The 21,827-nt window shown below is 33.1% G+C and carries 23 protein-coding genes; 3 read left to right on the forward strand and 20 right to left on the reverse strand.

The annotated features are described in order from the left end of the window. Window positions 1-199: 199 nt before the first annotated feature. The 9 genes from BG262_RS07030 to metG form a co-directional block, all read right to left on the reverse strand. The gene (locus BG262_RS07030) at window positions 200-1,633 is read right to left on the reverse strand and encodes an alkaline phosphatase (protein ID WP_083312935.1); all 1,434 of its coding nucleotides are present in this window, start codon (window positions 1,631-1,633) and stop codon (window positions 200-202) included. A gap of 171 nt (window positions 1,634-1,804) precedes the next feature. Then, window positions 1,805-2,644, reverse strand: coding sequence for a metallophosphoesterase family protein (locus BG262_RS07035; RefSeq protein WP_070788185.1), 840 nt, complete (start codon window positions 2,642-2,644; stop codon window positions 1,805-1,807). A 21-nt stretch (window positions 2,645-2,665) separates the two neighbouring features. Then, the gene (locus BG262_RS07040; RefSeq protein WP_070788186.1) at window positions 2,666-3,385 is read right to left on the reverse strand and encodes a 3-oxoacyl-ACP reductase; all 720 of its coding nucleotides are present in this window, start codon (window positions 3,383-3,385) and stop codon (window positions 2,666-2,668) included. Further along, window positions 3,378-3,617: a DUF2829 domain-containing protein gene (locus BG262_RS07045; RefSeq protein WP_070788187.1), complete on the reverse strand. Its 240-nt coding sequence runs from the start codon at window positions 3,615-3,617 to the stop codon at window positions 3,378-3,380. The genes BG262_RS07040 and BG262_RS07045 overlap by 8 nt, the downstream gene beginning before the upstream one ends. Before the next feature lie 9 nt (window positions 3,618-3,626). After that, window positions 3,627-4,724, reverse strand: coding sequence for an AbiH family protein (locus BG262_RS07050; RefSeq protein ID WP_070788188.1), 1,098 nt, complete (start codon window positions 4,722-4,724; stop codon window positions 3,627-3,629). A 120-nt stretch (window positions 4,725-4,844) separates the two neighbouring features. After that, window positions 4,845-6,425, reverse strand: a complete 1,581-nt coding sequence (gene abc-f / locus BG262_RS07055; protein WP_070788189.1) for a ribosomal protection-like ABC-F family protein — start codon at window positions 6,423-6,425, stop codon at window positions 4,845-4,847. 351 nt (window positions 6,426-6,776) lie between these two features. Further along, entirely contained in the window at window positions 6,777-7,571 is a 795-nt protein-coding gene (locus tag BG262_RS07060) for an agmatine deiminase family protein (protein ID WP_206598549.1), read from the reverse strand. After that, on the reverse strand, window positions 7,562-7,762 hold the full coding sequence (locus tag BG262_RS10880; protein WP_206598550.1) for a hypothetical protein: 201 nt from the start codon (window positions 7,760-7,762) through the stop codon (window positions 7,562-7,564). The genes BG262_RS07060 and BG262_RS10880 overlap by 10 nt, the downstream gene beginning before the upstream one ends. A gap of 113 nt (window positions 7,763-7,875) precedes the next feature. Continuing rightward, window positions 7,876-9,879 (reverse strand): methionine--tRNA ligase, encoded by a 2,004-nt coding sequence (gene metG, locus BG262_RS07065; RefSeq protein WP_070788190.1) that lies wholly within the window; start codon window positions 9,877-9,879, stop codon window positions 7,876-7,878. 115 nt (window positions 9,880-9,994) lie between these two features. On the opposite strand from metG, the gene BG262_RS07070 reads away from it, so the two are divergent. Continuing rightward, window positions 9,995-10,822 carry an exodeoxyribonuclease III gene (locus tag BG262_RS07070; RefSeq protein WP_070788191.1) on the forward strand — a complete coding sequence of 276 codons (828 nt, stop codon included), beginning with the start codon at window positions 9,995-9,997 and terminating at the stop codon, window positions 10,820-10,822. Window positions 10,823-10,868: 46 nt separating this feature from the next. On the opposite strand, the gene BG262_RS07075 is transcribed toward BG262_RS07070, so the two are convergent. The 8 genes from BG262_RS07075 to rplK all read right to left on the reverse strand — a co-directional run bounded on the left by BG262_RS07075 (window position 10,869) and on the right by rplK (window position 16,698). Further along, window positions 10,869-11,639 (reverse strand): HAD hydrolase family protein, encoded by a 771-nt coding sequence (locus BG262_RS07075; protein WP_070788192.1) that lies wholly within the window; start codon window positions 11,637-11,639, stop codon window positions 10,869-10,871. Between the two features lie 92 nt (window positions 11,640-11,731). Further along, window positions 11,732-12,460 carry a DUF1648 domain-containing protein gene (locus tag BG262_RS07080; protein ID WP_070788193.1) on the reverse strand — a complete coding sequence of 243 codons (729 nt, stop codon included), beginning with the start codon at window positions 12,458-12,460 and terminating at the stop codon, window positions 11,732-11,734. Beyond that, the gene (locus tag BG262_RS07085) at window positions 12,461-12,853 is read right to left on the reverse strand and encodes a GntR family transcriptional regulator (RefSeq protein WP_070788194.1); all 393 of its coding nucleotides are present in this window, start codon (window positions 12,851-12,853) and stop codon (window positions 12,461-12,463) included. A gap of 98 nt (window positions 12,854-12,951) precedes the next feature. Then, on the reverse strand, window positions 12,952-14,190 hold the full coding sequence (locus BG262_RS07090) for an MFS transporter (RefSeq protein WP_070788195.1): 1,239 nt from the start codon (window positions 14,188-14,190) through the stop codon (window positions 12,952-12,954). 443 nt (window positions 14,191-14,633) lie between these two features. Beyond that, on the reverse strand, window positions 14,634-14,960 hold the full coding sequence (locus BG262_RS07095) for an inorganic pyrophosphatase (RefSeq protein ID WP_070788196.1): 327 nt from the start codon (window positions 14,958-14,960) through the stop codon (window positions 14,634-14,636). Between the two features lie 17 nt (window positions 14,961-14,977). Further along, window positions 14,978-15,322: an arsenate reductase family protein gene (locus BG262_RS07100; RefSeq protein ID WP_070788197.1), complete on the reverse strand. Its 345-nt coding sequence runs from the start codon at window positions 15,320-15,322 to the stop codon at window positions 14,978-14,980. A gap of 115 nt (window positions 15,323-15,437) precedes the next feature. After that, a complete protein-coding gene (gene rplA / locus BG262_RS07105) occupies window positions 15,438-16,127 on the reverse strand; it encodes a 50S ribosomal protein L1 (RefSeq protein WP_070788198.1) in 690 nt (229 codons plus the stop codon). A gap of 145 nt (window positions 16,128-16,272) precedes the next feature. Continuing rightward, on the reverse strand, window positions 16,273-16,698 hold the full coding sequence (gene rplK, locus BG262_RS07110) for a 50S ribosomal protein L11 (protein ID WP_070788199.1): 426 nt from the start codon (window positions 16,696-16,698) through the stop codon (window positions 16,273-16,275). Between the two features lie 205 nt (window positions 16,699-16,903). On the opposite strand from rplK, the gene BG262_RS07115 reads away from it, so the two are divergent. After that, window positions 16,904-17,464 carry a nucleotidyltransferase family protein gene (locus tag BG262_RS07115; protein ID WP_070788200.1) on the forward strand — a complete coding sequence of 187 codons (561 nt, stop codon included), beginning with the start codon at window positions 16,904-16,906 and terminating at the stop codon, window positions 17,462-17,464. Here the strand turns inward: BG262_RS07115 and BG262_RS07120 are convergent. Beyond that, complete coding sequence (locus BG262_RS07120; protein ID WP_070788201.1) at window positions 17,448-17,825, reverse strand: hypothetical protein; 378 nt, start codon at window positions 17,823-17,825, stop codon at window positions 17,448-17,450. The genes BG262_RS07115 and BG262_RS07120 overlap by 17 nt on opposite strands. Window positions 17,826-17,985: 160 nt before the next feature. Between BG262_RS07120 and BG262_RS07125 the strand changes: the two genes are divergently transcribed. Beyond that, window positions 17,986-18,567 carry a hypothetical protein gene (locus BG262_RS07125; protein WP_070788202.1) on the forward strand — a complete coding sequence of 194 codons (582 nt, stop codon included), beginning with the start codon at window positions 17,986-17,988 and terminating at the stop codon, window positions 18,565-18,567. A 43-nt stretch (window positions 18,568-18,610) separates the two neighbouring features. Here BG262_RS07125 and rbfA read toward each other — a convergent pair whose 3' ends face one another. Beyond that, entirely contained in the window at window positions 18,611-18,958 is a 348-nt protein-coding gene (gene rbfA, locus BG262_RS07130; protein WP_070788203.1) for a 30S ribosome-binding factor RbfA, read from the reverse strand. A 382-nt stretch (window positions 18,959-19,340) separates the two neighbouring features. Next, window positions 19,341-21,770 (reverse strand): translation initiation factor IF-2, encoded by a 2,430-nt coding sequence (gene infB / locus BG262_RS07135; protein ID WP_070788204.1) that lies wholly within the window; start codon window positions 21,768-21,770, stop codon window positions 19,341-19,343. Between the last annotated feature and the right edge of the window lie 57 nt (window positions 21,771-21,827).

The following is a 21,827-nucleotide window of genomic DNA, read 5'->3' on the forward strand; positions in this document are numbered from 1 at the left end:
ACAAAGTTTAATAGTAACATATATTAAATTTCTGATTAAATATATTAGCTATGTGATATTACCACTTAAACTAGTATATATAGGATATACGTCTACTTCAACTAATATTATGTAAATTTTTTGCAAATTAAATGTAAATTTTTTATTGAAAATTTATTAATTTTTTTCACAAAAAAACAGGAAATTATCCTGTTTTTGATTATTTTTTCTCTACGTCTTTAACATCTTCTTTTTTGTTAGTCCCTTCGATTAGTCCAAAGATTAGTTTTGCTTGGTCTGTATTTTCAATTTGACCTTTGAATAGGTCAGATTGAGGGCCAAAGGCATAAACGTTAACGTCTTCTCCCGTATGACCTTTTGTTGTCCAACCAGTATTTGAATGAACGTCAAAGATTTTACGAATTGGAATTGCTACTGCATCAACTGCTTTTTCATTGTTAGTTTTATTAAGCTCTTGTGCATCTTTAACAGTCTTCTCAACTGAAGCAATCTCTTCATCAGTTAGATCAAATCCAATATAGTCTTTTAATGTTTTCTTTACATCACCTTTTTCAAGAATTTCTTCTGCCATGAAATCTGGAGTTCTTTTAGCTTGATGAATTGGCTTAGTATCCCAATTGTAAACATCATCAGCAGCAATTGAAAGTCCGCCTGTTGAATGGTCGGCAGTCGCAATAACAATTGTTTCACCATCTTTTTCAGCAAACTCAATTGCTTTTTTAAAGGCTGCTTCGAAGTCTTCCATCTCACTCATAGCACCAACAATATCGTTACTATGTCCTGCCCAGTCAATTTGACTTCCTTCAACCATAAGGAAAAATCCATCTTTATTTTTATCAAGACGTTTGATTGCTGCATCCGTCATGTCAGCAAGTGATGGCGTTTCATCTGTACGGTCAATCATCTTAGGTAGTCCACCAGTTGCAAATAGTCCTAGAATTTGATCACTATTGTCAGCTTCTAATGATTTTTTGTCAGTAACATGGCTATAACCATCTTTTTCAAATTCTTTTACAAGATTTCTTTCATCACGTTCAAATAATTTTGAACCACCGCCTAAAAGTACATCAATCTTATGTTTGCCATCAATTTTTTCATCAAAGTAGTCATCAGCAATTCTATCCATACTTTTACGTGTTGCTTCATGAGCACCGTAACCTGCTGGTGTTGCGTGAGTAATTTCTGAGGTAGCAACTAACCCAGTCGACTTACCTTTCTTTTTAGCACGTTCCAAGACGCTTTCAGTATCCGACAAATCATTGTCTAGACCAATTGCATTATTATATGTTTTAACTCCTGCTGCCATAGCTGTAGCTGCTGAAGCAGAGTCGGTAACATTTTGTTTGGGATCTTCAGGATAAGTAGCTTGTTGTCCAATCAAATATTTATCAAATTCAGTCTGTGAAACAAATCTTTCACCACCATTAGCTTTGTAGTAACGATATCCAGAAGTATAAGAATTTCCCATACCGTCACCAATCATGAAGATAACATTTTTCACTTTGCCTTTGCTGTTGCTTGTTGATTTACTAGCTCCTGTCCCACTAGCACATCCCGTAAGCAAAGTCCCCATTGCTAAAACCATACCAACTTTGAATAATTTATTCTTTTTCACTTTTCCTACTGTCTCCATCTAATTTTAAGTATTAATCTAATGATATTAATTAGTTCATTTATTAAACAAGTGATTAATTGAACCAACATGATTATTCTATCTTAAAATTATAAGGTCTTGTGTAAATCCAATGTAAATAATTTGAAAACTTTATGTAAATGAAATACTTTTTGGGATAAAAAAAGTATTTCATTGAAATCTGAAATACTCTTTTACGTCAGCTAAATAGCCATTTTTGATGTTAATTTTTTCTAGTAATTCTTCATCATGAGTATGAACTACTCCCGTTTTAAGTTGCTCTTCATATAAGTCTAAGTATGGTAAATTTTCTTTTTTAGCAAGTTCTAGCTCTTCTTCAATATCAAACAAAACCTTTTTGAGTTGGATATTTCCCAAACCAAAATCATCAAATTCTAAAATTGCATATTGAGCCCTAAGGTCATTTTCAAATTTTTTCCACATTGAAAACGGCTGACCAACTGTTCCTGGATTTAAAATAATTTGCATTTTACTACTATAGCGTATTAGTTGAGTATGAATATGACCGTATATTGCCATATCATAATCTGAATCAGTAAATAACATATCAAAATCCTCAGTAGAATTTGTCGCTAAAAGACCACGACCCCAATTTTGATTAGGCAAATTATGACTAATCAATATTTCTATACCATTTACTTCTTTTTCAATATAAAGTGGCGTACTCTTTAATTCATCAATATACTTTTCATCCAAGTTTTCTTTTAGATACTGACTTAATCGTGTAATATAAACATCTGATGGAGTTTCCAAAGAATTTTCTTTTCCAATTGCTTCCAAGAAGCAATCATCCCAATTTCCTCGTACTTTAACAGTTATTGGTAGGGTAGACAAGTAATCAAACAATTCATTTGCTCCTGGTCCTGGTAATACAATATCGCCTAGTAGCCAATATTCTGTCACACCAGATTTCTTTGCATCTTCAATCACAGCCTTCAAGGCGGTAAAGTTACCATGTATATCTGAAATTATCCCAATTTTATGATTCATAATATCCTTTCATCTAACCCCTTATTTTAGAAGCCAGCCACCATCTAAAGGAATGATTGCACCTTGCATATAGCTTGCCTTGCCAGATGCTAGAAATAAAGTTAGGTCTGCTACTTCCTCAGGTTGCGCCCATCGTCCAACTGGTGTTTCTTCAGCAACCCAGGCAGCCATTTTCCCATCACCTTCAAAGTCAGCCTTCGTCATAGCAGTTTGAATGGCACCGGGTGCGATTGCAAATACACCGACTCCACTTCTTGCATAATCAAGAGCTAATTGCTTAGTAAAGCCTGCGACAGCGTGCTTGCTAGAAGTATAGGCAGCTCCACCTCCTCCAGCCACAAGACTTGCAATACTTGCCATGTTGATGATAATTCCTGATTTTTCTTCAATCATTTTTGGTAGAAAAAGTCTTGTCATTTTAACCATTGACATGAAATTTGTCAGCATAACATTTTCAAACTCAGCCTCACTTGTTTCAAGAAGTGGTTTGTAATTATCTAGAATTCCAGCAGTATTACATAGGATATCAAATTTATCAGGTAACTTTTCCTTTAGTTCATCAAAATCACATGAAGATAAATCAGCTTGAATGAAATTTAGTCCCCTGATTTCTTCTGATAGTAAATTTTTATCAATACCCCAAACGCTAGCCCCTGCTTCAAGAAAAGCCTTAGCTTGCGCTAGGCCTATTCCACTTGCAACACCTGTGACAAGGATTTTTTTATTGCTAAAATCAGTCATTTACGGCTACCCAATCAGTCGCCAAAACGTCGCATGGTGTTGGACTCCACATAGAGTATCCTTCACCGTCACCTGTAACGTTGATTAGAAAGTATGGTGTAACCTGTAATTCTTGACCGTCATCTAAAGTTATTGAATCGTAAAGTTTGATGAAGTTTTCAGCTCCACCCCAACCAGAACGAACGAATTTCTTTCCTTGTTTTAAATCAGGTAAAATTTCTTCAAAAGTCATGTTATCTCCTTAAAAATTAAATGCAAACGCTGGTGGATTATCTTCGGTAAACTTAATAATATGAATAAGTTTCTCTAATTTTAGTAAACTATCATTATTAAAACCATGTTGAATACCATCTGAATACTTTTCAATACAATTAATAAAATTTTCTTTTAACTTTTCATCTCCAAACTGATAAATAATGAGGTGTTTAGGTTTGTCTTTTTCTAACATTAACTTTGCTAGTTTTTTCCACCACCATTTATCTGATTCTCCTATAGAATGCCCCATAATTACAAATAAATCTGTAGAATCAATCCTATCAAAATTTCCACTTTTCACATTTATCCACTCTGATTTTATAAATCTTTTAAGATCATTGTCATAAGATGTACCTAGTTGATCTCCCTCACTAACTCCAAAAAGAATTGATGGAGATATTTCCTGTCTTCCATGTGGATGATAAATATTTACATCTCTAGATATATACCACCCTGTTTCTTTATCTTTGACTTCATCGTGGAAAAATTTAGAATTATTATTAGTACTTGAAAATGGCTTCAAGTTAACATCATTAAATAGATAGTTATCAAGCAGACTTGTATAATTAAAATTATAAAAATCATATTTTAGTTTTATTGCTTTTCCATTACTTGACAAATACTTACCAAAACGACTATCTGGTTTTCTTATTTCATTAAAACTTTGTTCAGATAAATCTTTCAAAAAGTTTTGTAAAAAGGGCTCTGAATCAATTTCACTTGCTGCTAGTAATAATTCTGGAGTTACTGTCTGATTTAAAAATTTAGAAAAGGACAACTGAAGTTCCATATAATCATTTAAAAAATGTTCAATTTCATAATTTTTTTCTGGATTAGAAACCATTGGAATAATTTCATTTACCAGTCCTAGCTCAAAATCTGACCATTTTTCCCAATCACTATTATTTTGAGATTCTCTAATACTATTATATATTATATTTTTTTTATTTGGTTCATTACTTTTAAGCCACTCATAAAATGCTGAATATGTTGTTAAATTATTCGAATGTTTTTCCTTAAGTAATTTGATATCAAACCCATTACCAATTAAAAACGAAATTCGAAACTCTTCACTTTTCCTCATAATACACTCCTACTCACAATCATAATTATTATCTATACATTATACACTAAATTTTATTTTGTATATATACATATCCCAACTAACATGATGATGGGTGAATGAAGTCAAATACTTATTTTCTTACAATATCAGTTGCCCATACTTCTCAACTCTCCCATCATCTACAAGAAGTGTTTTATCAAAATTTTTCTTGAGGAAATATCTATCATGGGATACTGCTAATAATGTTCCTTGGTAATTTGCGAGAATTTTTTCAACTTCTTCTCTAGCAAAAATATCAAGGTGATTGGTTGGTTCGTCCATGATTAATAGGTTAATTTTATTTTGAAAGATTTTTAATAAGTATAATCTAACCTTTTCTCCCCCTGATAGGTCTTTTAATCTCTTACTCACATCACCGGCATAAAAACCAAATTTAGCAAGTTCCCTTCTAGCTCTTTCTTCATTTCCAGTTATATCTTTAGTATATTCAATGATTCTTTGATTTTCTTTATCAAATTTTATTACCTGTGGAAGGTAGCCGATTTGAACTGAGTCACTGATTTTCACATTTCCTTGGTCTGGTGATATTTGTCCTAAAATTATTTTGAGTAAGGTTGATTTCCCAGAACCATTTTCACCCATAACTGCAATTCGCTCACCTTTGAAAATAATAAAGTCTGAGTCTTCAAATAGTATTTTTTCACCCATTATTTTGCATAAATCAATAACTTTTACTAGTTCCTTACTGGCTTTAATCGTAGTTGATATGTCAACACGGACACGCTTTTTAGTTGCTTCAGGAGCTTTTAGTATGGTCATTCTCTCAATTCGATGCTCAATTTCCTTAGCTTTTTTGTAAAACTTCTCTTCACCACTTTCATTCCCCCATTGCCTATATTGGCGGGCTAATTTTCTAAGTCTTGCAAGTTCTGCCTGCTGCAAATCGAAATCCTTTTGCATCTGTTTGACACGCTCTTTTTTAAGCTTTTGATAGATGGAATAATTTCCAGGATAATCAATTAGTTTGCTGTCTTCAATCTCAATGGTTCTCTGGGTAACTTTGTCCAGAAACTCCCTATCATGCGAAACGACAATGACTGCTTTTTTGGAATTATTTAAAAAGTTTTCCAGCCAAGAAATCCCTTCCAAATCTAGGTGATTGGTTGGTTCGTCTAGAAGTAGTAAATCAGAATCCGAGACCAGTAGCTTGACTAACTCCACGCGCACACGCTCTCCACCGCTCAAACTGTCGAGACTTTGCTCTAACTTATCCCCTAGATCAAGACCTTTCAAAACAGAAATTACTCGGTCCTCAATCTCATAACCACCTTGCTTTTCAAACTCTTCTTGCAAACGACCGTAGTAAGTGAGCAACTTATCGTCATAGGTTTCAGGGTCTGCCATCATTCTTTCAACTCTTGATAGCTCCCTTTTTTGTTTACTTATCTGGTCAAAATTTTCAATTATATGCTTGAATACAGCATCCTCACTTATTATTGGATTTTGTTCAAGATAACCAACTTTGACTCCTTTATTTTTACTTACAGTTCCAAATTCTGGATGCTCTTGACCTGATAAAAGTTTTAATAATGTTGTTTTGCCTGTACCGTTATTACCGACAAGACCAATTCTTTGATTATCAGAAATTGATAAAGATATATTATCAAATAGAGGAAGACCTCCAAAATTCTTTGTTATTTTATTTAGTTGAACTAACATAGTTCCCTCCTTGTTACTTAAGGTGGATATGTTTATTCAAAGAAAAAAGAGACTACGAAAATTCCATAGTCTCTCCTCATTTAAATGAAAAACATCCCACGGCTCTTGATTTTAATTGTCATTTTAGTGTATAGCTCTAAGAAGCTATCTTTGGTAAAAAGGGCGCACTAACCCCACTAAATGGCAACAGTAAAACCAATCATACGTACATCAAAAATATGATTAATGATATTATTTTGCATGTTGTACATATGAGCCATGAAATGTTCCTCCTTTTCTAGTATTTTCCTTAATTTTAGCAGATATTAATGTTTTGTCAACTTTATGTGTAATAAATAAATTTATAGTACTTTAATTCTGCTCAAAGATCCCTTTCACTTGCCATGTTAAACACCTTACACTGCCTCCCATTTTTGCGACTTTGGTGGCATCTATTGGAACGACTTTTTTATCTGTATTTTCTTCAATGAGTTTCAGAACTTCCTTATCACTTTCTAAACTAAATGTTGGTACATAAAGGCAATCTTTAGTGTAGACAAGGTTTAGATTTATTCCAAAGGCTGATTCAAAACCTGGCCATTTTTCAATATTCTTAGGGATTTTTAATGGTAGTGTGATAATTTTAATTCCTGGTAGCGATTTTTGAAGCTCATCTAGAATACTTTCATCGAATTCTTTGTCATCATATTTATATAAAAGTAGGGTCTTTTCATCAATGAAGGCTGTCATACCGTCAGAGTGAGCCAGTATCTCATCGTCTGGTTCGATTATTGCTACGTGCTCAGCCTCAAGCGCCTTTGCTAACTCTTCTTTTCCTTCTTGATATGATAAGTTGTTATCTTCTAAGAATCTAGTTGTTGTTATTGCTATGCCAGCATGATTATCTACTATATTTCCACCATCAATGATTAAAGAACTTCTTCTTCTTTCAAAGCCTGCTTCATCAGCGAAATCTGTAAATGATTTTTGAACTCTTTTTGAATCTGCTTTTGACATAGAGGCATGGGAATAAATAAATTGTACAGGATTGTTAGGATTCACTGTTGTGAAGTCACGCATCCAAATATCATCAATATTAGCAGTCAAAAGTACATCGTCAACACCCTTATTCTCATAGAATTTTCTTGTTTTATTATCTACACACAAATACGGACATCATCAATACCAGAATCTATCACTTTTTTAGCGTAAGCAGTTTGGAAATCAACAATATCTTGAAAGACCTTCTTGTAATATTTATCATCAACCGATGGAGCTGATAAGACTAGTGTTGTACCTTCTCCTTTTGAGTATGTAACTTTTTCTTTGTCGCTATTGTTCTTTGCATTCCAAAACATAAAAAGTCCTCCTATGAGAATTAATGTAATAATAATTAAAAATATTTTTTTCATGTTGATTCCTATTTAGAAAAAGAAGTTGAGTCCAAAGACCAACTTCCTTTAATTCATTATTATCCGATTACTGAACCGTTAGCAACATCTGGAGCGACTAAAACTTTTAGGCTTCCATCTGCATCTTCTGCTGATAGGATCATACCTTGGCTGACTAACCCCATCATCTTGCGTGGTTTCAAATTAGCGACTACTTGCAGTTTTTTGCCAACTAATTCTTCTGGATTTGGATAGTATTTAGCGATTCCTGAAAGAATTTGACGATGTCCTTCATCTCCTGCATCCAAACGGAATTTAAGGAGCTTGTCTGAGCCTTCAACTTTTTCAACTTCGATAACTTCAGCTACCTTGATTTCAACTTTATCAAAGTCTTCGAATTTGATTGCTTTTTCTTTGCTTGAAACTAGTTTTGTATCTTCTGGAACGAATTCATTGTCAGCAGTTTCTTCTTTTGATACTCCGCCTGACATTTGCTCTTTAATGTAGTTTACTTCTACTTCAGTATCAAGACGTGGGAAAATTGGTGTTCCTTTAGCAACTACCTTAGTATTTGCTGCAATTTTTCCAAATTCAAGATTTTCAAATGTATCTTCAAAATCAAGTCCAAGTTGAGCAAAAATTTCTTTAGGTACATGTGTCAAAACTGGTTGTAAAAGTAAAGCAACAGTTCTAAGTGACTCTGCTAAATGTACCATTACTGAATCAAGTTCTTCTTTTCTGCTTTCATCTTTAGCTAGAATCCACGGAGTTGTTTCATCGATATATTTATTTGCACGACGAATTAAAACCCAAACTTGGTCAAGTGCTTGAGAGAACTGATTGTGGTCAAGAGCTTCATGATATGCTTTGATGGCACTACTTGCAGTATTTTTAAGGTCTTCATCAAATTCAGTAACATTTCCTGTATAAGCCGGAATTACTCCATCACAGTATTTATTAATCATTGCTACCGTACGGTTTAAAAGATTTCCAAGGTCATTAGCTAAATCGAAGTTTACACGGTCAACGAAATCTTCTGGAGTAAATACACCATCATTTTCAGATGTGATTACACGCATTAAGTAATAACGCAATGCATCTAAACCGTAACGTTCAACCAGCATTTCAGGGTATACAGCATTACCTTTTGATTTGGACATTTTACCGTCTTTCATAACGATCCAGCCGTGTGCTAGAATCTTTTTAGGCAATGGAAGGTCGAGAGCCATAAGCATAATTGGCCAATAAATTGTATGGAATCTCACAATTTCCTTACCAATCATATGGACATCAGCAGGCCAGAATTTCTTAAAGTTTGAATCATCATCACTTCCATATCCTAGTGCAGTAATATAGTTAGATAATGCGTCAATCCATACATAGACAACGTGTTTAGGATCAGAAGGCACTGGAACTCCCCATGAGAATGTAGTACGAGTAACTGCTAAATCCTCAAGCCCTGGCTTAATAAAGTTATTAAGCATTTCATTTTTACGAAATTCTGGATCAATAAATCCTGGATGCTCATCATAGTATTCTACTAATCTGTCAGCGTATTTGCTCATTTTGAAGAAATAAGATTCTTCCTTAACAAGTTCTACTTCATGTCCACTTGGAGCAATACCACCAATAACTTTACCGTCCACATCACGGTATACTTCTGTTAACTGGCTTTCAGTAAAATATTCTTCATCAGAAACTGAATACCAACCTTCATATTCACCAAGGTAGATGTCACCCTGAGCAAGTAATTGTTCAAATATTTGACCTACTGCTTTTTCATGTTCAGGATCAGTAGTACGGATAAACTTATCATTAGTGATTTCGAGTAACTTCCATAATTCTTGAATTTGACTAGCCATCTCATCTACATATGATTGTGGTGTCACTCCAAGCTCATTAGCTTTTTCTTCGATTTTTTGACCATGTTCATCTGTACCAGTTAAGAAAAAAACATCAAAACCCATTAAACGTTTATAGCGTGCTAATACATCACAAGCTACAGTAGTATATGAAGATCCAATATGTAATTTACCTGATGGGTAGTAAATAGGTGTCGTAATATAATAAGTGTTATCTGTCATGCTTGATAATTCCCTCCAAAAAACAATGTTTGAATCCATTATATCACAAAATATTTGCTTTTTTGCTATAATTAGTAGGATAAGACAACAATAATAGATAGGAACACTAATTAAAATGAAATTTATTTCTTGGAATATTGATTCACTGAATGCAGGCTTAACTGCTACTTCTCCGCGTGGTCAAATGACATTCGGAGTTTTGGAAAATCTTGCTTCTATGAAACCTGATGTCTTGGCTTTACAAGAGACAAAACTTAAGGAAACTGGACCTACTAAAAAACACTTGGAAATTCTTGGAAATCTTTTCCCTGAATACAAAATCGTTTGGCGTTCAAGCTGCGAACCTGCTCGTAAGGGCTATGCTGGAACCATGTTTCTTTATAAAGAAGAATATACTCCAGAGGTTGAGAAAGCTGTAATTTCTGCTCCTTCTACCATGGACTGTGAGGGACGTATCATTACTCTCGAATTTGAAAATTTTTATGTTACTGAAGTATATACACCGAATGCTGGTGACGCACTTAAACGATTACCAGAACGTGAATTATGGGATGATCAATACCGAGACTACTTAAAAACTTTGGATGCTAAAAAACCAGTCATTGCTTGTGGTGACTACAATGTAGCTCATGAAGAAATTGACCTTAAAAATCCAAATTCAAATAGAAATTCTGCTGGTTTCACTATTCAAGAAAGAACAAAATTCACTGAACTACTAGATGCTGGATTTACTGATACTTTCAGATATAAACATGGTGATGTGCCAGAACGTTATACTTGGTGGGCACAACGCTCTAAAACAAGTAAAATCAATAATTCTGGATGGAGAATTGACTACTGGTTAGTAAGTAATAGGATTGCTGACAAGATTGAAGTATCTGATATGATTGATAGTGGCGCAAGACAAGACCACACACCAATTATTTTAGAAATTAATATCTAAAAATATAAGAAAAAGGATTTGGCTAATGCCAAGTCCTTTTGAGCTGTTAAAAATCTTGTATCTCAATAATACTAATCAATTCATCTTTTACAGAGTGAATTACATAATCAGCAACCTCCATTAATTTCTTATTTCCTTTGATCGCAATACCACGCCCCACCATTTGAAGCATATCAACATCATTTCCACCGTCACCAACAGCAATGCAATCATTCGGCGAAATATGATGGTGAGTTAAAATTTCCATTATTCCATTAGTTTTTGAAACTTCTTGCTCCAAAACACTAATTATAAACGGGTGCCAACGCAATAAATACATGTCTGGAAAAGAACTTCTAAGTTTCACATCCATGCTCTCTTCACAGAAGGCACACATTAAATATATATCTTTCACTTCTTCAACATCAATAAGAGGTAAATCCAAAGCATTAATATTCATCGCATCTTTTAAACCTGCTACGATTTTATTATCCACCACTCCATTTGTAAGAATATCCTCACTATAAAAGGTTGTTGGAATATTTTTTTCAGTGCAAAAGCCATTAAAAATCTTAACCTTAGTCGCAGAAATGGGTATTGAATAAAATCTCTCTTTTGCAGTAACCAAAGAACCATTTGCACTTACTATATAATCTACTAAATTTTCATCCAATAAATACTGGCAATGATTTAGCGGCCTACCAGTTGCTAAAATAATAAGAAAATTTTTATCCTTTAAATTCTTCAAAAGTATTTTTATCTTATCTGATATAATCTCTTCACATTTTAATAATAGAGTACCATCATAATCAAATATTATTGCTTTATTTTCTTTCATAACAAATTATTCTCTTTTTTGTTTTCATTATATCATATTATAATATTTAATTTTATAAAAAATGGACCTTACCGGTCCATTCAAATCTCTAACTAAGAAAATTTATTTCCTAAGAAAACAATGACTAACATTAATAAAATAAAAGCTAAGGTAATCAACCATGACTGATATCTTGCAAAATTTAGTGTATAGCCAAGTCCACTTCTTTTTTGAACAATATAGGCAACATCATCTTTATTGTAATATAAGAATCCAAATTTCCATGCAGATTTATTTTCAACTATTCGATAGGAATGACCTTTGCGTACTTTAAGTAGCATCAATATATACACAATAACATATCCAATAGTTAGACATAAAATTGCTAGCATAACATATCTTAAATTTCTTATATTAAAACAAGTCATCATCTGAACTGTGAAGAAAATTAATTGCATTAGTATAAACAAATTAAATAATAATTTAGAGTTAGTTAGTCTAACTTCTTCGTTTATCTTCAATGAATCTTTTGGGTTGGAAGACGAAATTTGAATTTTTGATGCTTTCATCATTTCATTACAAACAATAAAAATAATCAACATTACAGTCTGAATTAGTGGCATAAAAAGAACTGTTGACAAACTTTTCTCTGTGAATTGATTTGGATTCATCAAGGCATCAAAATGTGTCGGAATCTGATTAGGAATTTTATCATAAAAGGCAAATGTAATAATCAACTCACTAACGACTGCAATCAGATAAACAATTATATATTTGCTAGTAGCGACAATTGGAACTCTGGTTCTTGAATCGAGGCTAGCGTATCTTTTTTGAGTACCCATCTACTCATCCTCCATTTTATTTTCTATTTTCTTCAAGTTTTCTTGATAGAGTGCCGAAAAATCATCTTCGCTAAGTCCCAACAACTTTTCATTAATGATGATTTTATAAAGCAAATCATCCATCACTTCCCTCCATGAACCATTTTCCTTGAAGTTTTCTACTTCATTTACGACAAAACGATTTCGTCTACGGAGCAAAATCCCTTCATCTTCAAGCAATTTATAGGCCTTGTTAACAGTGTGTAAGTTTATGCCCAAGTCCCCAGCTAACTCACGTATACTGGGCATCTCCTGACCTGAGTTAATTTTCTTATTGGCAACTCCTTTTTTTATCTCCCAGATTAACTGTTCATAAATAGGCGTTGAACTTTCTAAATCAATTTCAATAATCATATCTCACCTCTTTGTTATATAAGTAATATAACATATATAATTAATATAGCAAGAAAAAAGAAACTAGATTTACTAGTTTCTAAAATATTACTAATAGACTAATAATTTTTTTCTTCAACTTTATTTATTTTACAAAGTCCAGAACCAACCGTACATCCTATGGAAAGTACCATAAATACACACGCTAAAGCAAAAATAGATTTGATTCCTACATAATCTGTAAAGAACCCGCCTGCGACTGCCATCACTGGACCAAATATTCTACTCATTGTTTTTGTAGTCGTTGTAACTCGTCCCCTGTAATTATCACTAGTCCTTGCTTGGTTCACATAATAAAAGTTACTTTGAGCCCAGACACTTCCACACGAAACAAATAAATATGCTATAGCAAAAATGTAAATATTACTTGTAAACAGCATAGTTAGAAAACCTAGTAAAATAACAATACCAGTGGCTATTAGTTGGATACCTAATGAAATTTTCTTGCAAAACTTTATATATCCCAAATTAGTAATGAGTGCACCTACAGCAGCAAATGAAAAGAATAAACCAATCATATTATCCGATGCTAAAAAGTCACTTTTCAAGGTATAAATTAATACAGGTACTACCAATCCAAATCCTAAATTTGCAAATAAAAAACTAAATGTAATAGGTCTAAGAATTTTATCCTTAAAAACATAATAAAAACCTGATTTCAACGAATCAAAATAAGTAACTTTACTTTTAGTATTCTTTTCAATTTTTTTATTCTCTAAATATTGGTTTGGCATAATAATAATTATCAATCCCACACTTAGAAATAAAACACTCGCAGTAAGAAAACCCAATTTGTAACCAAAATTTGCTAATACAAGACCTGCTATCCCTGGACCAATCATCCTCAATACAGAATTTATAAACCCCATAATTCCCGTTATCTTTGTAAGATTTTCTTTCCCACTTATTGAAGGAACTATTATTTCAATACCAGTTGTACTCACTAGTTCTGCTGTAGACATAATAAAAGTTAAAATATATATGTTAATTAATGGTATATTATGAAAAACAGATATTGGTATTAATAAAGCAAAAATTGATTGTATTATTAAGGCAAAGAAAATTAAAATTCTTCTGGAAAATTTATCAAGAAAAACTCCTATAAAGAAGCCAAATATGGTAGTTGGCAAAAAATCAATTGCAGTAAAAGTACTACTAGCTAATGCTGTCTTTGTGACTTCATAAAATAGTATCGGACAAGCAAAAGAAAATAATTGATCTGCTAAGTTTAAAATAAGATATCCAATTAAAGGTAGCAACGCATTTCGCGTTCTACTGTTGTCATTTTTTTTATACATTATTCATCTCTCCTAAATTGCTAGATGTGTTATCTAACTAAAATAGAACCTTTAATAATCTCCAACTATGGACTTTTTCTATAATACCATATAGATATATTAAAAAAGATTTTATATATGTATTTCAATGTGTGAAATACTAACGTTTAAGTTTATTAATTTTAAAACCTAACATATATCCAATTTAGAGTAAACGAAAAGGAGCCAACTAATTCAGCTCCTTATGTATAGAAAGATAAACTTTAAAGTAAACCAATCATATAATAATCAACAGAAAATAGCATGACAATATAATATGTTAGATTTTACCAACATACGCCGTTCTTGCAAGATTGTATTTGTAAACCTAAAATAAGTCATAACTATTCCCTTCTTTTTGTTGATATTAATATATCAGACAAAATAAAAAATGTCAAAAAGATTCTGATTATTATTAATATTAACTATTTGACAAGCTCAATTTCTGAATCAAAATATTTCTCCAAGAATTCAACTGCTTGATAAATTTCTTGTGCGGAGTAAGTTTGGTTAGCTTCAGCGACTACCCACTTATCTTCAACATCATCTTTTCGCCTTATAATAGCTACTAGATAGCCCGTAAATTCTTTAAGTGGTTCATCTGATGTACTTAAAACGTAGGCATCTTGCTCTTCACCATCACCTGCGATCACACCTGCTATATACCCATAATTTATTGGATAAATATTACCAAAGTCATTCTTATATCCAATGGGTCGGTCAATTGTTACTTTAAGCTGCAGTCTTTCCATGACTTTCTCCTTAGATTTTACAGATTGTACTCGCTACGGTAACCAATTTGGACAAATTTTCCATTTTTTAACAGGATTGGTCGCTTAATAAGCATTCCATCAGTTGAAAGTAAATCTGCAGCTTCTTGGTCTGACATTTTATCAATCTTGTCTTTTAGTCCAAGTTCACGATATTTTATACCACTTGTGTTAAAGAATTTCTTTTTATCAAGACCTGATTCATTAATCCAAGATAAAATTAATGATGCTTTTGGAGGATTCTCCTTTAGGTCAATACTTTCGTATTTAATTCCAGCATCATCTAGCTGTTTTTTAGCTTTCTTACAAGTCGAACACTTGCTATAACAATAAAATGTATACATATATTTCCCCTATTTTTCCATTAGTTATTCTCTAATTATATCAAATCAAGTATTTACGTAAAGAAAAATGGTGAAAATAAAAAAACCAGACCGAAATCTGATTTTATCTTATATCTTATAGAGAAGCTGGGTCAACTTTAACGCCAGGTCCCATTGTTGTTGTTAATGTTAAGCTTGTGATATAAGTTCCTTTTGCAGTTGCAGGTTTTGCAGCAGCAATAATGTTGTTGATTGTTTTGAAGTTTTCAACAAGTTTAGCATCATCAAATGATACTTTACCAATTGGAACATGAACAATACCAGCTTTATCAGCACGGTAAGTTACTTTACCAGCTTTAACTTCTTCAACTGCTTTAGTTACATCCATAGTAACTGTACCAGTTTTAGGGTTTGGCATAAGGTTACGAGGTCCAAGAACACGTCCTAGACGTCCAACTACAGCCATCATGTCTGGAGTTGCAACTACAACGTCAAAGTCAAGCCATCCACCATTGATTTTAGCAACTAATTCGTCGTCACCAACGTAGTCTGCACCAGCAGCTTCAGCTTCTTTAGCTTTTTCACCTTTAGCGAAAACTAAAACTTTTTGAGTCTTACCAGTTCCGTTTGGAAGCACTACAGCTCCACGGATTTGTTGGTCAGCTTTTTTAACATCGATATTTAAGTTGTAAGCAACTTCTACAGTTGCATCAAATTTTGCAAAGTTAGTTTCTTTTGCAAGAGCTACAGCTTCTTCAGCGCTGTAAACTTTTGTGCTGTCTACTTTTTCAATAGCAGCAGTCATTTGTTTGCTTTTTTTAGCCATTTTTATTTTCTCCTTTGTGGTATTTACGGGTCTTGTATATACTCAGATTTAATCTAAAGATATACTTATCCTCCCACCCGAACTTCGTGGGAATTGTAATCTGAAAACTTTTAAATTACCTATTGATAATTTAATAAACTTTCTCTTAGTCTTCTACAACGAAGCCCATTGAACGTGCAGTACCTTCGATCATGCGCATAGCTGATTCAATGTCACTAGCGTTTAAGTCAGGCATTTTAGTTTCAGCGATTTCTTGAACTTGTGCACGAGTTACAGTTGCAACTTTTTTCTTGTTAGGTTCACCAGAACCTTTTTCAACACCTGCAGCTTTTTTCAAAAGAACAGCAGCTGGTGGTGTTTTAGTAATGAATGTAAATGATTTATCTTCATAAACACTGATTACAACTGGAATGATCATACCAGCTTGGTCAGCTGTACGAGCGTTGAATTCTTTTGTGAATCCCATGATGTTGATCCCTGCTTGACCTAATGCTGGTCCAACTGGTGGAGCTGGTGTTGCTTTACCGGCAGGAATTTGTAATTTTACAAGTTTTTCTACTTTTTTAGCCACGATAATTTCCTCCTATTTTATATGACGCTTAAGACCAATGTCCTAACACGTTCATCGTGATGTGGTTTAATGGCGGACGAACCACCTCCCACGCGAGTGTGATTAAACACACCTAAATATTATAACAAGTAACATCACTTAAGTCAATACAAATGATATAATAAATTAAAATATATTTTTCAGCTAAAGGCAGGTGACATTTTTTATGAAAGAAAACCAATTTATACAGATATTGCAATCTAATCCTGATTTTATGGAGTTACTTACTATTGTCGATAATTTAAAACTTAGAGATTCCTGGATTTGTGCAGGAACTATTCGTAACCTCATGTGGAACTATTTATCAGGTAGAAATTCGCTTGATAAAAATACAGATATTGATGTAATTTTCTACGATAAATCAATTCCCTATGAAGAAAACTTTCTCATACAAGAAAAGTTAAAAGCTTCATATCCCCAATATGAATGGGAAGTCAAAAATCAAGTTTATATGCACTCTCATAATTTGAACACCTCTCCTTACTTAAATTCTAGAGATGCAGTTTCTAAATTTCCTGAAAAATGTACTGCTATTGCTTGTCGTATAAATCCTCAAGATATTGAAATTGAACTTTTTGCTCCATATGGTGTTTCCGATATTGTGAATTTTATTATTACACCAACACCTTATTTTGAATCATGCGAAGAGAAAATGGAAATTTTTAAGGAACGAATGCAGAAAAAAACTTGGACAAGTCAATGGCCCAAGCTTAGGTATTTATTTTAATTGAGTTATGCATTTTATTATATAGATATCCTGATATGAGTGCTAAAATTATGAGTAACACGACAATGAAAATATAGACATAAATATTGAATGATAGGCAATGTATTGAGAAAAACTGCATTATTTGAACTAATATGTAATTGACAATTATTGTACCAAGAAATGTCTTCCACATTGACAAATTCGTTTCACGTAGTATATTTATCGACAATATTGTAACAATGATAACTATCCCATCTGTATATAAATTAACAACATCTTGACGTTTTACAACTATCTGGTCAATTCCCATAATGATAAAGATTAATAATGTTATTTCTATATTAGATTTAGCCGTTTTAAAAAACATTTCCTTCGTCATTATCTCGCTCCTCACAATACTTTTCTAAGTATAATATATCATTTTTACAATTTCATTATTATTAAATTTAGTAAATTAATGATAACTTTTATCACAAAAATATGTTAAAATTATTACACAATATTTTAAAGCGTTTCCAAAAAAATAAAAGGAGAACAATATGAGCCTATTCGTCATAATTGGTGCACAAGCTGTCGGGAAAATGTCTGTTGGTAAGATACTTGAAGAAAATATCAATGGAAAGCTTCTCTATAATCATCAAACTATTGATCTATTTGCTAATTATCTCAATTATACAGAAGATGCCTTTGGGCTTTCAGATTTAACAAGGAAAGAATTATTCAAGGCTTTTGTTAAAAATCCTGAAACTAACTCAACTGATTCAATAATCTTTACACTTGTTATAAATTTTGGTTGTCAAGATGATATTAATTTCTTACATGATATCTCAAGCATCTTTACAGATGCAGGCCAAAAAGTATATTTTATTGAACTTGTAACAGATATTGAAACAAGATTAAGTCGCAATGTTCATGAAGAACGATTGAATGCAAAACCCTCTAAACGAAATCTTGAATTTTCACATAATGAAATTATCGAAACAAATAATAATCTTCAACTTATAAGTACTGATGGACAGGTTGAAAAAGAATTCCCTAATGTTAATTATATAAAAATTGATAACACCGACTTATCTCAAAAACAAGTCGTTGATAAAATTATCAAAACTTTTAAATTATGATATAAGAAAAACGAATTGGATCTCTTCCAATTCGTTTTTTATTTTAATTTTTATTTAAATTTCTTAAAAGTTCATCAATCTTATTTCCATACTCAACTGATTCATCTTTAACGAAAATAAGTTCTGGAACTTTATAAAGGCTCATGCGTTTTGCAAGTTCACTACGAATAACTCCATTAGCTTTTTTAAATGCTTTTTGAGCTTTTTCGTTATCGCTTGCCAAATCACTGAGAAGGCTATAGTAGATTGAAGCTTGACTTAAATCTCCAGTAACCTTAACATCAGTGATATTTACGTCTTCTAATCGTGGATCACGGATTTTATTATGTAAAATATCATTTATTTCACGTTTAATTTCTGTTGAAACACGGTCTGAACGGAAGTTTGACATAGAAATTCCTCCTTTATTTGATAATTAAATTTTTATTTATATATGATTCTTAATTTCATTGAATTAAAGTAAGTCTACTATAAAACTTAAGCAACTAAAGTTGCTAGTTTTAATCGCTAGTAACTTCAATGGACCAGATTCACTATCTCCAAGAGTTTCACTCTTTTCGCTGTCGATAGAACTATGTCAAATAAAATTTGACAGTCCTAATCGCAATCTCTTTACTCCTTATTCAGTCGTAAAATCAATACTACACTTCGTTTCGATGTCGATTATACTGTAGCGAGCAAAGCTCACTAGTATAAGTCGCAAGTGATCTGGAGAACCTTTTCCGTAACTGTTCATCATCTTTTCAAGATGACTCCTTAGTAACTTCAATGGTTTAGCGTTTGATTTCTACCATTTCATAGATTTCGAATGTATCGTCAATTTGAACATCATTGAAGTTTTCAAGCATCATTCCACCTTCGTTACCGTTTTTAACTTCTTTAACGTCATCTTTAAGGTGTTTAAGGCTAGCAATTGCTCCATCATGAATTACTACTCCTGAACGAATTACACGGACGCTCGCATCACGTTTAACTGTTCCAGATGTAACTAAGAAACCAGCAATAGTTCCAACTTTAGAAACAACGAATGTATCACGAACAACTGCTTCTCCGATAACTTTTTCTTCGAATTCAGGATCAAGAAGTCCCTTCATAGCTGTTTCAACTTCTTCAATAACTTTATAGATAATGCTATGTAGACGAATCTCAACGTCATCTTGTTCAGCTTGAACACGAGCAAGTGGTGTAGGACGAACATTAAATCCGATAATAATAGCGTTAGATGCTTCGGCTAAACTTACATCTGATTCACTAATTGCACCAACTGCTGAGTGAACGATATCAACTTTCACACCTTCAACATCAATCTTTTGAAGACTTGCTGCTAAAGCTTCGGCACTACCTTGTACGTCTGCCTTAATGATTACATTAACAGACTTAACTTCTCCCTCTTTAAGAGTATCAAATAGGTTCTCAAGACTTACACGATTTGTACTTTGACGTTGGAGTAATTGAGCACGTTTAGCACGTTCTTCACCAATAGCACGCGCTGATTTTTCATCATCGAATACTGCGAAGTGATCACCTGCTTGAGGTACATCATTAAGTCCAGTAATTTCAACTGGTGAGCTTGGACCGGCAGATTTTTCACGACGACCAAGGTCATTAACCATTGCACGAACACGTCCGAATGTATTACCAACAACGATTGGATCTTGTTGATGCAGTGTTCCTTGTTGAACAAGTAATGTAGCAATCGCTCCTTTACCTTTATCAAGTCGAGCTTCTACAACAGTACCAATTGCTTTGACAGTAGGGTCTGCTTTAAGCTCTAACATTTCAGCAACTAGAAGGACTGTTTCTAATAACTCATCAATATTTTTATCAAATTTTGCTGAGATTTGTACAAATTCAGAATCACCACCCCAAGAAGTGCTCATAACATTATGTTCAGCAAGTTCTTGAATAACACGTTCAGGATTTGCTCCTGGTTTATCAATCTTGTTGATAGCAACAATAATTGGAACTCCTGCTGCTTTAGAGTGATTGATTGCTTCAATTGTTTGAGGCATAACTCCGTCATCAGCCGCTACTACAAGAATAGTAATATCGGTTACACTGGCACCACGTGCACGCATGCTTGTGAATGCTTCATGTCCTGGTGTATCTAAGAAAGTAATTTTCTTACCTTCAGTTGTAATTTGGTAGGCACCAATATGTTGAGTGATACCACCTGCTTCGCCACTAGTAACACGTGAATTACGTAGAGTATCAAGCAAAGTAGTTTTACCGTGGTCAACGTGTCCCATGATAGTAACAACTGGTGGACGTTCTACTAATTCATCTTCATTTAGATAATCATCTTCAATGAAAAGACGTTCAATGTCAGCTGAATCCACTTCAACTTTCTTTTCAGGAGTAATTCCATAATCCATAAGAAGTAATTCAATAGTTTCAGAATCAAGTGATTGATTTTGAGTTGCCATGATACCCATCATGAAAAGTTTTTTAACAATTTCAGCTGGCTCGCGTTTGATTTTTTTAGCGATATCAGCAATTGTCATACCATCAGAGTAAACTAATGATTCTGGAAGTTCATGGAATTTACGTTGTGGAACTGCTGGTGCAGTATTTTGATTATTACGTTTTCCTTTTTTCTTAGAGTTCCAGTTACTATTACGGGCATTACGCACTTGATTACGTCCGTTATTGTTATTATTATTTCTGTTATTATTGTTACGGTTTTGACCTTGATTTTGGTTTCCACCAGCATTATTATTTCTAGCTTGAGAGTTATTTCCGTTACCTTGTTGTCTATTTTGGTTATTACGGTTATTATTATTCTTGTTGCTATTATTTGCTGGTTTTTGACCTTGGCTACCTTGGTTATTTACTTGTTTATTTTGGTTACTTGCTTGTTTATTCTGTGGCTTATTATTCAAATTTTGTTTACTATTTTTCCCTTGTTGAGCTTGGACAGGACGATTATTAGAACGGTTGTTCTCTTGTTTTGGTGCTGCCTTTTTTGGTTGATTGTTATCTGCATGTTTAGGTGACTGGTTATTAGTCACCTTTTTTGGAGCAGGTTTTGCTTGATTATTAGAAGATTTAAAACTTGCAAGAAGTTTCTTTTCTTGCTCGCCATCCACACTACTTGAATGTGTTTTAACATCAAATCCTAATTTTTGAGCATGTTCAATCAATTCTTTATTCTTCAATCCACTTTCGCGGGCAATTTCATTTATACGCTTTTTATTAGACAAAATATGTCCTCCTAACTGTCTGATGACAAGGAGTATATCACTGGCTCATCATCTATA

Source organism: Floricoccus penangensis (assembly GCF_001832885.1).
Lineage (GTDB): Bacteria > Bacillota > Bacilli > Lactobacillales > Streptococcaceae > Floricoccus > Floricoccus penangensis.

Coding starts and splice junctions, on each gene's coding strand:
- BG262_RS07030 (WP_083312935.1), bottom strand. CDS start 1,633: ATGGAGACAGTAGGAAAAGTGAAAAAGAATAAATTATTCAAAGTTGGT.
- BG262_RS07035 (WP_070788185.1), bottom strand. CDS start 2,644: ATGAATCATAAAATTGGGATAATTTCAGATATACATGGTAACTTTACC.
- BG262_RS07040 (WP_070788186.1), bottom strand. CDS start 3,385: ATGACTGATTTTAGCAATAAAAAAATCCTTGTCACAGGTGTTGCAAGT.
- BG262_RS07045 (WP_070788187.1), bottom strand. CDS start 3,617: ATGACTTTTGAAGAAATTTTACCTGATTTAAAACAAGGAAAGAAATTC.
- BG262_RS07050 (WP_070788188.1), bottom strand. CDS start 4,724: ATGAGGAAAAGTGAAGAGTTTCGAATTTCGTTTTTAATTGGTAATGGG.
- abc-f (WP_070788189.1), bottom strand. CDS start 6,425: ATGTTAGTTCAACTAAATAAAATAACAAAGAATTTTGGAGGTCTTCCT.
- BG262_RS10880 (WP_206598550.1), bottom strand. CDS start 7,762: ATGTTTTGGAATGCAAAGAACAATAGCGACAAAGAAAAAGTTACATAC.
- metG (WP_070788190.1), bottom strand. CDS start 9,879: ATGACAGATAACACTTATTATATTACGACACCTATTTACTACCCATCA.
- BG262_RS07070 (WP_070788191.1), top strand. CDS start 9,995: ATGAAATTTATTTCTTGGAATATTGATTCACTGAATGCAGGCTTAACT.
- BG262_RS07075 (WP_070788192.1), bottom strand. CDS start 11,639: ATGAAAGAAAATAAAGCAATAATATTTGATTATGATGGTACTCTATTA.
- BG262_RS07080 (WP_070788193.1), bottom strand. CDS start 12,460: ATGGGTACTCAAAAAAGATACGCTAGCCTCGATTCAAGAACCAGAGTT.
- BG262_RS07085 (WP_070788194.1), bottom strand. CDS start 12,853: ATGATTATTGAAATTGATTTAGAAAGTTCAACGCCTATTTATGAACAG.
- BG262_RS07090 (WP_070788195.1), bottom strand. CDS start 14,190: ATGTATAAAAAAAATGACAACAGTAGAACGCGAAATGCGTTGCTACCT.
- BG262_RS07095 (WP_070788196.1), bottom strand. CDS start 14,960: ATGGAAAGACTGCAGCTTAAAGTAACAATTGACCGACCCATTGGATAT.
- BG262_RS07100 (WP_070788197.1), bottom strand. CDS start 15,322: ATGTATACATTTTATTGTTATAGCAAGTGTTCGACTTGTAAGAAAGCT.
- rplA (WP_070788198.1), bottom strand. CDS start 16,127: ATGGCTAAAAAAAGCAAACAAATGACTGCTGCTATTGAAAAAGTAGAC.
- BG262_RS07115 (WP_070788200.1), top strand. CDS start 16,904: ATGAAAGAAAACCAATTTATACAGATATTGCAATCTAATCCTGATTTT.
- BG262_RS07120 (WP_070788201.1), bottom strand. CDS start 17,825: ATGACGAAGGAAATGTTTTTTAAAACGGCTAAATCTAATATAGAAATA.
- BG262_RS07125 (WP_070788202.1), top strand. CDS start 17,986: ATGAGCCTATTCGTCATAATTGGTGCACAAGCTGTCGGGAAAATGTCT.
- rbfA (WP_070788203.1), bottom strand. CDS start 18,958: ATGTCAAACTTCCGTTCAGACCGTGTTTCAACAGAAATTAAACGTGAA.